Origin of the sequence: Methylobacterium ajmalii, from assembly GCF_016613415.1 — a bacterium.
Classification (GTDB): domain Bacteria; phylum Pseudomonadota; class Alphaproteobacteria; order Rhizobiales; family Beijerinckiaceae; genus Methylobacterium; species Methylobacterium ajmalii.
In genome coordinates, this window is sequence record NZ_JACWCT010000029.1 from 30,551 (window position 1) to 42,254 (window position 11,704).

11 protein-coding genes are annotated in these 11,704 nt (G+C 72.0%); 1 reads left to right on the forward strand and 10 read right to left on the reverse strand.

The window, feature by feature from the left end; genetic code table 11:
* Positions 1-278 (forward strand): aldehyde dehydrogenase family protein (locus HPY23_RS32830; protein WP_236017628.1); only part of this gene is annotated, 278 nt, incomplete at its 5' end.
* Between the two features lie 270 nt (positions 279-548).
* Here the strand turns inward: HPY23_RS32830 and HPY23_RS05755 are convergent.
* The 10 genes from HPY23_RS05755 to infB all read right to left on the reverse strand — a co-directional run.
* A complete protein-coding gene (locus tag HPY23_RS05755) occupies positions 549-1,364 on the reverse strand; it encodes an ATP-binding cassette domain-containing protein (RefSeq protein ID WP_091885913.1) in 816 nt (271 codons plus the stop codon).
* On the reverse strand, positions 1,361-2,185 hold the full coding sequence (locus HPY23_RS05760) for an ATP-binding cassette domain-containing protein (RefSeq protein WP_175539938.1): 825 nt from the start codon (positions 2,183-2,185) through the stop codon (positions 1,361-1,363). The genes HPY23_RS05755 and HPY23_RS05760 overlap by 4 nt, the downstream gene beginning before the upstream one ends.
* Positions 2,185-3,033, reverse strand: a complete 849-nt coding sequence (locus HPY23_RS05765; protein ID WP_236012520.1) for an ABC transporter permease — start codon at positions 3,031-3,033, stop codon at positions 2,185-2,187. Before HPY23_RS05765 ends, HPY23_RS05760 begins: the two co-directional genes overlap by 1 nt.
* Positions 3,030-3,974 (reverse strand): ABC transporter permease, encoded by a 945-nt coding sequence (locus HPY23_RS05770; protein WP_091885908.1) that lies wholly within the window; start codon positions 3,972-3,974, stop codon positions 3,030-3,032. Before HPY23_RS05770 ends, HPY23_RS05765 begins: the two co-directional genes overlap by 4 nt.
* Positions 3,975-4,318: 344 nt before the next feature.
* Positions 4,319-5,854 (reverse strand): ABC transporter substrate-binding protein, encoded by a 1,536-nt coding sequence (locus HPY23_RS05775; protein WP_091885904.1) that lies wholly within the window; start codon positions 5,852-5,854, stop codon positions 4,319-4,321.
* Positions 5,855-5,978: 124 nt separating this feature from the next.
* Positions 5,979-6,890 (reverse strand): LysR family transcriptional regulator, encoded by a 912-nt coding sequence (locus HPY23_RS05780; protein ID WP_060849708.1) that lies wholly within the window; start codon positions 6,888-6,890, stop codon positions 5,979-5,981.
* A gap of 124 nt (positions 6,891-7,014) precedes the next feature.
* Positions 7,015-7,440, reverse strand: coding sequence for an acyl-CoA thioesterase (locus HPY23_RS05785; protein WP_060849707.1), 426 nt, complete (start codon positions 7,438-7,440; stop codon positions 7,015-7,017).
* A 12-nt stretch (positions 7,441-7,452) separates the two neighbouring features.
* On the reverse strand, positions 7,453-8,556 hold the full coding sequence (gene truB / locus HPY23_RS05790; RefSeq protein WP_413231124.1) for a tRNA pseudouridine(55) synthase TruB: 1,104 nt from the start codon (positions 8,554-8,556) through the stop codon (positions 7,453-7,455).
* 293 nt (positions 8,557-8,849) lie between these two features.
* Positions 8,850-9,260, reverse strand: a complete 411-nt coding sequence (gene rbfA, locus HPY23_RS05795; protein WP_091753093.1) for a 30S ribosome-binding factor RbfA — start codon at positions 9,258-9,260, stop codon at positions 8,850-8,852.
* Between the two features lie 167 nt (positions 9,261-9,427).
* A partial coding sequence (gene infB / locus HPY23_RS05800; RefSeq protein WP_200649572.1) for a translation initiation factor IF-2 occupies positions 9,428-11,704 on the reverse strand: 2,277 nt, incomplete at its 5' end.

Here is an 11,704-nt window from a genome sequence, read left to right on the forward strand (position 1 = left end):
ACGAGTTCGGCAACGGGACGGCGATCTTCACCCGGGACGGCGACGCGGCGCGGGAATTCGCGCACCAGATCCAGGTCGGGATGGTGGGGATCAACGTGCCGATCCCGGTGCCGATGGCGTTCCACTCGTTCGGCGGCTGGAAGGCGTCGCTGTTTGGCGACCACCACATGCACGGGCCGGAGGGGGTGCGGTTCTACACCCGGCTCAAGACCATCACGACCCGCTGGCCCACCGGCATCCGCGCCGGCGCCGAGTTCGTGATGCCGACGATGAAGTGAGAACCGGCGCCCCTTTCCACCCGGGAAGGGGCGTCCCGCCGGCGGGGCCGGGCAGCTGGGTCCCATCCGGACCGGGGCGAGGCCGGACGCAGAAAAAAGGCCGCCCCTTGCGAGGCGGCCCGAAGTCAAGGGAGGAAACGCCCAAGAAGGGCAGCACCGCGGCGACGCCATCGCCGCTGTGCGTGAAATCGTTTTCACACTCTGCACCGCACAACGCAAGCGCCGAGGCGACACGGCGGCCATGCGCTCGCAGCATACCGTTGCGTCATGTCAGGCCCGGCGTCGGCGCTGCCCCAGGGCCGCGAGGGTCGGCTCGGCGGCGAGCAGGGTGCGGGTGTAGTCCTCGCGCGGATGGTCGAGGACCTCGCGCACCGTGCCGGTCTCGACGAGCCGACCGGCCCGCATCACCCCGACCCGGTCGGCGATCTCGTCGACGACGCCGATATTGTGGGTGATGAACAGAACCGTCAGGCCGTGCCGGTCGCGCAGGGACAGGATCAGGCGCAGGATCTGGGCCTGGATCGACAGGTCGAGAGCCGAGACCGCCTCGTCGGCGACGACGAGCTTCGGGTTGGTGATGAGCGCCCGGGCGATGGCGATGCGCTGGCGCTGGCCGCCGGAGAATTCGTGGGGGTAGCGCTCGGCGGCTTGCGCCGGCAGCCCGACATCCTCCAGCGCCCGGGCGACCAGGGCGGCGCGGTCGCGGCCCTTCGGCGCGTCGTCGAGGAGGTGGAGCGGCTCGGCGACGATGCGGCCGACCGAGTGGCGCGGGTTGAGGGAGCCGTAGGGATCCTGAAACACCATCTGGAAGTCGCGGCGCTTGCGCGCGAGCGCCTTGGGCGACAGCGCGAACAGGTCGTCGCCGCCGAGCCGCACGGTGCCGCCGGTCGGCCGGTCGAGGGCCATGACGATGCGGGCCAGCGTGGATTTGCCGCAGCCCGATTCGCCCACCACTGCGAAGATGCTGCCGGAGGCCACGTCGAGGCTGACGCCGTCGACGGCGCGCAGGGACCGGATGGCGCCGCCGGCCCCACGCAGGGCGTAGTCGCGGCTGAGATTCTCGATCGCGAGGAGCGGAGCGGTCACCGGGCGCCTCCGGCGGCGAGAGCGGGTTCGGCGGAAAGCCCCGCGCGGGCGCGGCGCGGCAGCGCGGCGATGAGGTCCTTGGTGTACTGGGCGCTCGGGCGGCGCAGGACCGCCTCGGTCGGCCCCGTCTCGACCGCGCGGCCGCGGCACATCACCAGCGTCCGGTCGGTGCTGCGGGCGATCACCCCGAGGTCGTGGCTGATCAGGATCAGCGACAGGCCGAGATCGGCCACGAGGTCGTCGAGGATGTCCAGGATCTCCTTCTGCACCGTGACGTCGAGCGCCGTGGTCGGCTCGTCGGCGATGAGCAGGTCGGGCTTCAGCGCGAGCGCGATCGCGATGCCGACGCGCTGGCGCTGGCCGCCGGACATCTCGTGCGGGTAGCTGTCGATGCGCCGCGCGGGATCGGGGATCCGCACCCGGTCGAGGAGGCGCATGGCCTCGGCCCGCGCCTCGGCCCGGCCGGTACCGCGGTGGAGCCGGATGCCCTCCGCGATCTGCTCGCCGGCGGTCATGGCGGGGTTCAACGCGGTCATCGGCTCCTGGAAGATCATGCCGATGCGCCGGCCGCGCACACCGCACAGCTCGCGCTCGCCCATCGCGAGGATGTTCTTCCCCTCGAGCAGGATCTCGCCGGAGGTGCGGGCGCTCCCCGGCAGGAGCCCGATGGTGGCGAGCGACAGCATCGACTTGCCGGAGCCCGACTCGCCGACGATGCCGAGGCTCTCGCCGCGGCCGACCTCGACCGAGACGTCCTCGACGACGCGGGCCTCGCCCCCGGGGCGCGGGAAGGCGATGGAGAGGTTGCGGATCGCGAGCATCAGGAGGCCTGCCGGCGGCGCGGGTCGAGGCGGGCGGCGAGCCCGTCGCCCAGGAGGTTGAGGCCGAGCACCGCGGCCGCGATGGCGAGGCCCGGGGCGAGCGCCAGGTGGGGCGCCTGGATGAGGTAGGTCTGCGACTCCGCGAGCATCCGCCCCCAGGTTGGCGCCGGCGGCGGCAGGCCGAGCCCGAGGAAGCTCAGGCCCGCCTCGGTCAGGATCGCCATGGCGAGCTGGATCGTGACCTGGACGATCACCTGGGCCGAGATGTTGGGCAGCACGTGCTCGAGCGTGATCCGGGCCGTGCCCTTGCCGGCCATGCGGGCGGCCATGATGTATTCGCGCGCCCAGACCTGCATCGCCGCGCCGCGGGTGACCCGGGCGAAGACCGGGATCATGAAGAACCCGATGGCGACGATGGCGGTGAGCGCCCCGGGGCCGAGCAGCGCGCCGAGCATGATCGCCGACAGGATCGGCGGCAGGGCGAACAGCGCGTCGCAGATCCGCATCAGCACCGCGTCGAGCTTGTGGTTGGCCGCCGCCGCGACGCCGGCCAGCGTGCCGAGCACGGCGCCGACCGCGACCGCCGCGAAGGCGGTGGTGAGCGAGTTGAAGGCGCCGCGCATCAGCATCGAGGCGACGTCGCGCCCGAGCTGGTCGGTGCCGAGCAGCCCCGAGACCAGCGGCCCCTTGAGCTTCTGGAGGATGCGCATCCGGGTCGGGTCCGCGGGCGTCCAGACCAGGGAGGTGAGCGCGATCGCGATGAGGAGCGCCGTCAGGATTCCGCCGACGAGGAGCGGGACGCTGCCGGGGCGCCACCCGCGCCGCATCTTCAAGGCGAGAGCCGTCATGCGCGCCTCCTCAGGCGGGGATCCACGACCGTATAGAGCAGGTCGACCCCGAGATTGACCACGATGACGATGGTGGCGAAGACCATCACGACGTTCTGGATCACGATCAGGTCGCGCTGCGCCAGCGCCTGCCAGGCGAGCCGGCCCATGCCCGGCAGGGTGAACACGTTCTCGACCAGGACCGCGCCGCCGATCAGGAAGGAGATCTGCAGGCCCAGCATGGTGATGACCGGCACCAGCGCGTTCGGCACCGCGTGGCGCCACAGGGCGCGGGAGACCGAGGCGCCTTTGGCCCGGGCGGTGCGGACGAAATCCTCGTTCATCACCTCGACCACCGAGGCCCGGGTGACCCGGGTCAGCACCGCCGATTGCGGAATGGCGAGCGCCAGAGCCGGCAGCAGCAGGGCGCGGAAGGCCGCCGCGGGCTGGTCCCAGCCCGGAAAGCCGCCGGCCGGCAGCCAGCCGAGGCCGAGCGCCACCACCATGATGAGGAGGAGCCCGATCCAGAAGTTCGGCACCGCGATGCCGGCCTGGGCGTAGAGCGTCGCGGCCCCGTCCGCCACGCCGCCGGGCCGCGCCGCCGCGGTGACGCCGAGCGGCAGGGCGATGCCGACGGCCATGAGCACCGCGAGCCCGGTGAGCGGCAGCGTCACCGCCAGCCGCTCCCGGATCAGCGCGCCCACCGGCACGCCGTAGGTGGTGGACGTCCCCATGTCGCCGACGAGGAGCCCGCCGAGCCAGCGCAGGTAGCGGAGATAGGCCGGCGCATCGAGGCCCATCTGGGTGCGCAGGGCCGCCAGCGTCTCGGGCGTTGCCGAGGTGCCGAGCATCGCCGAGGCCGGGTCTCCCGGCACGATCTCCATCATGCAGAAGACCAGGATGGAGATCAGCACGAAGGTGACCGCGAAGCCGGCGGCGCGGCGGAGGAGGTGCCTCAGCATGGGGTGAACTCGAGCATCGGGAGCGCTTTGCGGTGATCGGACTGAGGGGAGAGAGTAACCGCCCTTGATGCATGAGGCGCAGGTTGTCCCCTCCCCCCTCTGCGGGGGAGGGTGCCCCACGGCGAGTGCGAAGCACTCGCACTGGGGGCGGGAGAGGGGCAGCGCGACGCTGATCCAGAGAGCGCCCGTCAGACCGGTTCCGACATTTCCGGAAGCGGCGTCCCCTCTCCCGGCCTGCTCCGCAGGCCACCCTCCCCCGCAGAGGGGGGAGGGAAAAGCCTGCGCCCCTTCTTGTCTCGGGACAGCCTTCGCCCGCGTGACTCACGCCCGACGGAGGGGTGCCCCTACTCCGTCCAGCGCACCTCGGTGAGGTCGTTCGACGGCACCGGCTCGTTCTTCCAGAACCCCGTCAGCTTGGCACGCCACACGCTGAGCTTCGGCAGCACGAACAGGAACAGGGCCGGCACGTCCGCGGCCAGGATCTCCTGCGCCTCGCCGTAGAGCTTCAGCCGCGCGGCCTCGTCGGTCGCCTGGGCGGCTCGCGTCACGACGTCGTTGAAGGCCGGGTTCTTGTAGCCGAAGTAATACGGGTCGTTGGCGTAGATCCCGATATCCATCGGCTCGGCATGCGCGATGACCGTCATGTCGAAGCTGCGGTCGCGCATCACCTCCTGCACCCACTTGGCCGGGAACTCGGTCGGCACGATGGTCATCGTGACGCCGACCTCGGAGAACATCGCCTGCAGGATCTCCGCCGTGCGGGTGGCGTAGGCCATCTGCGGCGACTTGAAGGTGAAGGTCAGGCCCTTGGCGTAGCCGGCCTCCGCCAGCAGCGCCTTGGCCTTCGCCGGGTCGTAGGGGTAGACGCCCGTCAGGTCCTTGTAGCCCGGGTCGTTGGGCGTGTAGTGGCTGCCGATCGGAGCGCCGTAGCCGGAATAGGCGCCCTCGATCAGCAGCTTGCGGTCCACCGCCATCATCAGCGCCTGGCGCACGCGCTTGTCGCTGAAGGGCTTCTCGGCGTTGTTCATGCCGGCCACGACCTTCATCTCGGTCAGGCCCGGCTCCGCCTTGAACGCCTTATCCTTCTGGAACGCCCCGTAGAGTTCGGGGGCCGGCAGCAGCGGGTAGGCGTCGACGTCGCCGGCCCGCAGGGCCGCGGCGGCGGCCTGGGGATCGCCGATGAAGCGGAACGTCACCTTGTCGAGATGCACCCGGCGGGCGGCGTCCCAGTAATCGGGGCTGCGTGCCAGCTCGACCCGGTCGCCCTTACGCCAGGCCACGAAGCGGAACGGCCCGGTGCCGACCGGATTGCTCTTGAGGGTCTCGCGCGACTTCGGCTCGACCATCACGGCGGCCGGCAGGCCGAGCCAGAACAGCAGGTTGCCGGAGGGCTTCGAGAGCGTCAGGACCAGGGTCTGCGGGTCCGGCGCCTTGACGTCGGCGATGACCGCGTAGAGCGCCTTCTGCGGATTGACCGAGCCCGGCGCCCGGATCGCGTCGAGGCTGAACTTCGCCGTCTCGGCGGTGAACGGCTCGCCGTTGTGGAATTTCGCGCCCTGCTGGAGCGCGAAGGTGTAGGTCAGGCCGTCGGGCGAGACGGTCCAGCTCCTGGCGAGCTGCGGCTGCACCTTGCCGTCGCGGTCGACCCGGGTCAGGCCCTGAAACACGTTCTGCCATACCACCTGGCCGATCACGGTGGGCGCGGCGCTGGTCGGGTCGAGGCCGGGCGGCTCCACCGGCATGCCGACGACGAGGTCGGTCCGCGGCGCGGCCTCGGCGCGTCCCGGGAGCCCCAGCATCGCGACCGCCAGGGCGGCTCCGGCGGCGGCACCGGCCAGGAGGCGGCGGCGCGGGCGGGAGAAGCGCGTGCGTGTGACCATGGAACCCCTCGTTGGCGTCTTCACCGGCCGCCTCTGCCGGGCGGCCTGGCCGATGCCGCTAGGAGATCAGGATTTTGGGTGTGGCCGCAACAGCGATCTGGTGCGCACCCCGTAGCCGAAACCGCTACACCTCGCGATCTGCGCGGAAATCCGGCATGTGCTGCTCCAGAACCGCCACCAGCTTGGCGGCGGCGAAGGAGAGCGGCCGGTCGCGCAGGTGCGACAGGTCGAGATGGGTGCGGATGCGCAGGCCCCGGAACGGCCGCGTCACCAGCGTTCCCGCCACCGCGTCGCGCCGCACGCTGAAGGGCGGCAGGACCAGGACCGCCCGGCCGCGGCGGGCCAGTTCCAGCTGCACCTCGAGGGCGCCGGTGGTGAAGACCGGATCGAGGGCGGGCAAGCCCGCCTCGCGCATCTGGCCGTCGAGGGCTTGGCGCACCCCGAAGGCGGCGTCGGGTACGGCGGTCGGATAGGCCAGGAGGTCGTCCGGGCCGATCTGCAGGCGGTCGGCGAGCGGATGGTCGGGCGCCATCACGGCGGCGTGCTCGATGGCGACCCGGCAACGCGCGACGGTATCGGTCCGGGGCGGCGTGAACAGGGTGACGGCGAGGTCCGCCTCCCCCTCCGCCAGGGCCTGCATGCTGCGCCCGACGCTCGCCACCACGACCTCGAAGCGCACGTCCGGGTAGCTCGCGGAAAAATCCGCCAGCGCCGGCACCAGCAGGCCCGAGGCCGCCGCCCCGCTGGCATAGACCGTGACGCGGCCCGCCCGCAGGCCCTTGAGGTCGTCGATCAGGGTACGGACGTGGTCGAGTTCGCGAAGCGAGCGGGCCGAGCGCGCGGCGAGCAGCTCGCCGGCGGCGGTGAGGCGGATCCCGGTCGGGTCGCGCTCCACCAGCGGCGCGCCGAAATGGTATTCGAGGTTCTCGATCTGCCGGCTGATCGCGGTCGGCGCGATGCCGAGCTTTTCCGCGGCCCGCCGCATCGAGCCGTGCCGGGCGAGCTCGTTGAAGTAGATCAGGGCCCGCAGCTGCACGGCACGCACCCTCCTGGCTGTCACGGGCCTCCGATGCGGCCCGCCGTCAGGGACTACGGTGCGCGGGCGCCCGCGTCCACGCGTCCCGGGCCGCCTCTCCTCCCCGGCCGCCGGCTCAGAGGCTTCAGGCCGCCTCGACCACCAGCCCCGCCGCCGCCTCCCCGGCCGCGCCGAGCGGCACGGGACGCCGCGTGTCCTTCGAGAGCAGCACGCAAATCGATTCCGCCTCGCCCGCCACCGTGTCGCCGGTGAGGATGCGGTGGCGGAAGCCGAGCGAGGTGCGCCCCGCCCGGGCGAGCCAGGTCGCGGTGCGGACCCGGCCCGGATAGTGCAGCTCCGCCCGGTAGTCGATGACGAAGCGGGCGATGACGAAGAAGGTGTCGGGCGTGAGCAAGGGGGTCAGGTGGGTCGCGAAGAACTGCACCCGGCCGCTCTCGCAGAACGCCGCGAAGACCGCGTTGTTGACGTGGCCGTTGGCGTCCGTGTCGCGGTAGCGCAGGACGTCCTCGCTCCACAGCACCCGCGGATCGGCGTCGAACCCGTTCGTCATCGCGCAAGCCCCTCAGGCGGTCCGGGGCGCGGTGCCGCCGAGGTGGAAAACCCGGTGCGGGACGAGCTCGCCGCGCTCGACGTCGCCGACCGCCACCAGCACGCCGCCGCAGGTCGCGTAGGCCTTGCCCTCGGTCGGGGCGTCGCGGCCGCGCAGGATCACCGGCTGTCCGCGCATCAGGCGCATCGCCATGTCGCGGGAGACCGGGACGTGCGGCACCGCCTCGATCAGCGCCGTCTCGACCGGGCGCAGGATCGCCGCGTTGGCCTCGGCGTCGGCCGCCTCGAGGGCCGCGACAGTGCAGGACTGGTCCTCGGTGAAGGGGCCGACGCGGGTGCGGCGCAGGGCCGAGACGTGGCCGTAGCAGCCGAGCGCGCGGCCGAGATCGCGGGCGATGGCGCGGACATAGGTGCCCTTGCCGCACTCGGCCTCGATGACGGTGCGCTCGGGCGTGTGCGCGACGACCGCCAGCCGGTCGATCTGCACCGGCCGGGCGACCAGCTCCACCACCTCGCCGTCGCGGGCGAGGTCGTAGGCGCGCTCGCCCTGGATCTTGATCGCCGAGTAGCGCGGCGGCACCTGCTCGATCGCGCCGACGAAGCGCGGCAGCATCGCCTCGACCTGCTCCTGGGTGGGGCGGTCGTCGGAGGTGGCGACCGGGCGGCCTTCCGCGTCGTCGGTGTCGGTCTCGACGCCCCAGGTGACGGAGAAGACGTAGGCCTTGCGGCCGTCCATCACGAACGGCACGGTCTTGGTCGCCTCGCCCAGCGCGATCGGCAGGATGCCGGAGGCGAGCGGGTCGAGGGTGCCGGCGTGGCCGGCCTTCTTGGCGTTGAGCGCGCGCTTGACCGCCGCGACCGCGTGGGTCGAGGTCATGCCGACGCCCTTGTCGAGGATCACCCAGCCGCTGATCTCGCGGCGCTTGGGCCGGTCGCCCGGCGGGCGGCCGCGGCCGCGGGGCCGGTCGTGCCGCGGGCGGTCCTGACGCGGGCCCTCGCGAGGACCGTCTTGGCGAGGACCATCCTGGCGCGGACCATCCTGGCGCGGGGCGTCCTCGCGGGCGGGGCGGGCCGCCTGCGGCGCGGGCTCTGAGGGCTGATCCTCGTGCATCGTCATCTTCCGTATCCGTTCTCGAACGGCGGCCGCCGCGGGACGTGCCGCCCGCTTTGCGCCCCAGCCGATCCTGTGTGGTGTCTCAAGTCGTCGCCGATGAGGCGGTTCACCAGCCCGGTCACCCGTGGGCCGGCAGCCACGTCGCGGGCTCCCCTCGCGGCCGTCGCCGAACCGGTGACCGATTCGGCGGGCGATGCCTAGAGCATTTTCCGACGAAGGGGAAACCGGCTCGTCGCAGAACATGCGACAAAACAAAGGCTTGGAGGGCTTCGCGACCGCCGCGATCGTGAAGTGCCCTAGTCCTCGGAATCCGGCTCGGATTCGAGGTCGCGCTGGACCTTGTCGCTGCGCAGGAGCGCGTCGATGCGGGCCGCCTCGTCGAATGTCTCGTCGCGGCGGAAGCGCAGGTCGGGGGCGAATTTCAGCGCCACCCGGCGGGCCACCTCCTGGCGCAGCACCTTCTTGTTGCGCTCCAGCGCCTCGATCACCGGGCGCTCGTCCTGGCCGCCGAGCGGCATGACGTAGGCGGTGGCGAGCTTGAGGTCGGGCGACATCCGCACCTCCGGCACGGTGATCACGTGCTGGTTCAGCACCGGATCCAAGATGTCGCCGCGGCTCAGCACCTCGGCGAGGGCGTGCCGCACGAGTTCGGCCACGCGCTGCTGGCGCTGCGAGGGGCCTGCGGATTCCTGGGGTTTGCGCACCATCGTCTCTCCGGGCTCGGACCGGGCCGCGGGGCGGCCTCCCGGCCATAGGGGCCCTCGCGGCTGTCATCTGAACCGACGAGCCCGGGACGCTGGCGTCCCGGGCTCGCGGTATCCTTGTCAGGGGCCGCCGCCATGACGGCGGACGGCCGATGGCAGCGGGGCTTGCGTCAGAGCGTGCGACGCTCCTCGTGCACGATGTAGCACTCGATCACGTCGCGCGGACGCATGTCCTGGTAGTTCTCGAAGGCCATGCCGCATTCCTGGCCGGACGCCACTTCCTTGGCGTCGTCCTTGAAGCGCTTGAGCTGCGAGAGCTTGCCTTCGTGCACCACCACGTTGTCGCGGATGAGGCGGACATGGGCGCCGCGCTCGACCCGGCCGTCCTCGACCCGGCAACCGGCGATCTTGCCCACCTTCGAGACGTTGAAGATCTCGAGGATGCGCGCCTCGCCCAGGCGCTCCTCGCGGAGCGTCGGCGGGAGCAAGCCCGACATCGCCGCCTTCACGTCATCCACGAGGTCATAGATGATGTTGTAGTAGCGGATCTCGACGCCCGCGCGCTCGGCGGCCTCGCGGGCCTCCTTGTGGGCGCGGACGTTGAAGCCGAACACGACCGCACCGGAGGCCTGCGCCAGGGTGATGTCCGACTCGGTGATGCCGCCGACACCCGTGTGCAGGATGCGAGCCATCACCTCGTCGTTGCCGAGCTTCTCGAGCGAGCCGGCGATGGCCTCGACCGAGCCCTGCACGTCGCCCTTGATGACGAGCGGGAACTCCTTGCGGCCGGCACCCTCCTTGAGGTCGCGCATCATGTCCATCAGCGTCCGGCCGGCACCGCTGCCGGTGGCCGCCGCGCGCTCGCGCTTCATGCGGGCGCGGTACTCCGTGACCTCGCGGGCCCGGGCCTCGTTCTCGACCACCGCGACGCGGTCGCCCGCCTCCGGCGTGCCGTTGAAGCCCAGCACCTCGACGGGGACGGACGGCGCCGCCTCCTTGGTGTTGCGGCCGGTATCGTCGACCAGGGCGCGCACGCGGCCCCACTCGGCGCCCGCCACCACGATGTCGCCGGTGCGCAGGGTGCCGCGCTCGACGAGCACGGTGGCCACCGGGCCGCGGCCGCGGTCGAGCTTGGCCTCGATCACCGTGCCCTCGGCCGACCGCTCGGGGTTGGCGCGCAGGTCTAGGATCTCGGCCTGGAGGGCGAGACCCTCCAGCAGTTCGTCGAGGCCGTCCTTGGTCTTGGCCGAGACCTCGAACTCGAGGGTCTCGCCGCCCATCGACTCGACCTGGATGTCGTGCTGCAGGAGCTCGGTGCGGACCCGCTGCGGGTTCGCGTCGGGCTTGTCGATCTTGTTGATCGCCACGATCAGCGGCACCTCGGCCGCCTTGGCGTGGGAGATCGCCTCGATCGTCTGGGGCATGACGCCGTCGTCGGCCGCCACCACCAGCACCACGATGTCCGTCACCCGGGCGCCGCGGGCGCGCATCGAGGTGAAGGCCGCGTGGCCGGGGGTGTCGATGAAGGTGATCTTGCCGCCGGACGGCGAGGTCACCTGGTAGGCGCCGATGTGCTGCGTGATGCCGCCCGCCTCGCCGGAGACGACGTTGGCATTGCGGATCGCGTCGAGCAGCGAGGTCTTGCCGTGGTCGACGTGGCCCATGATGGTCACGACCGGCGGGCGCGGCTGGGTGTCGTCGTCGGTGTCGGCCTCGTCGAACAGACCTTCCTCGACATCCGACTCCGCGACGCGGCGCACGGTGTGGCCGAGTTCCTCGGCGATGAGCTGCGCCGAATCCGAGTCGATCACGTCGGTGATCTTGTGGATCTGGCCCTGCTTCATCAGCATGCGGATGACGTCGACCGCCCGCTCGCTCATCCGGTTGGCGAGCTCCTGGATGGTGATCGTCTCCGGGATGACCACCTCGCGGGCCAGCTTCTCCTTCTGCTCCACCTGGCGGTGGCCGGTCAGGCGCTGGTTGCGGCGGCGGAACGAGGCGAGCGAACGGGTGCGCTCGTCCTCGCCCGAGGTCGCGGTCGCGATGGTCAGGCGGCCGCGGTTGCGGTCGCCGCCCGGCGACTTCGGCGTCTTGGGCGGAGTGATGACCTTGAGCGGCATGCCGGGACGGCGGATGACCCGCTTGGTCTCGGCCTCCTCCTCGGCAGCGGCCGGACGGGCCGTGGCGGGACGCGCGGCACCGGCGGCGGCGGGCTTCGCCGCGGCGGTGGCGGGCGTCTCGGGCTTCGGCTCGGGCTTGGGCTCGGGCTTCGGCGCCGGGCGCGCCATGAAGTTCAGGTCGCGGGGCTTGCGCGAATCGGCCGTCAGGACGCGGCGCGGCTCGGCCGGCGCGGCCGGACGGGTGATGCCGACGCTCGGAACCGTGCGGGCGGCGCCGGGCACCGCCGAGGCGCGCGCACCGGCCGGGACGGCCGGACGGGTACCGGC

Coding starts and splice junctions, on each gene's coding strand:
- HPY23_RS05760 (WP_175539938.1), bottom strand. CDS start 2,185: ATGCTCGCGATCCGCAACCTCTCCATCGCCTTCCCGCGCCCCGGGGGC.
- HPY23_RS05765 (WP_236012520.1), bottom strand. CDS start 3,033: ATGACGGCTCTCGCCTTGAAGATGCGGCGCGGGTGGCGCCCCGGCAGC.
- HPY23_RS05770 (WP_091885908.1), bottom strand. CDS start 3,974: ATGCTGAGGCACCTCCTCCGCCGCGCCGCCGGCTTCGCGGTCACCTTC.
- HPY23_RS05775 (WP_091885904.1), bottom strand. CDS start 5,854: ATGGTCACACGCACGCGCTTCTCCCGCCCGCGCCGCCGCCTCCTGGCC.
- HPY23_RS05785 (WP_060849707.1), bottom strand. CDS start 7,440: ATGACGAACGGGTTCGACGCCGATCCGCGGGTGCTGTGGAGCGAGGAC.
- truB (WP_413231124.1), bottom strand. CDS start 8,556: ATGACGATGCACGAGGATCAGCCCTCAGAGCCCGCGCCGCAGGCGGCC.
- rbfA (WP_091753093.1), bottom strand. CDS start 9,260: ATGGTGCGCAAACCCCAGGAATCCGCAGGCCCCTCGCAGCGCCAGCAG.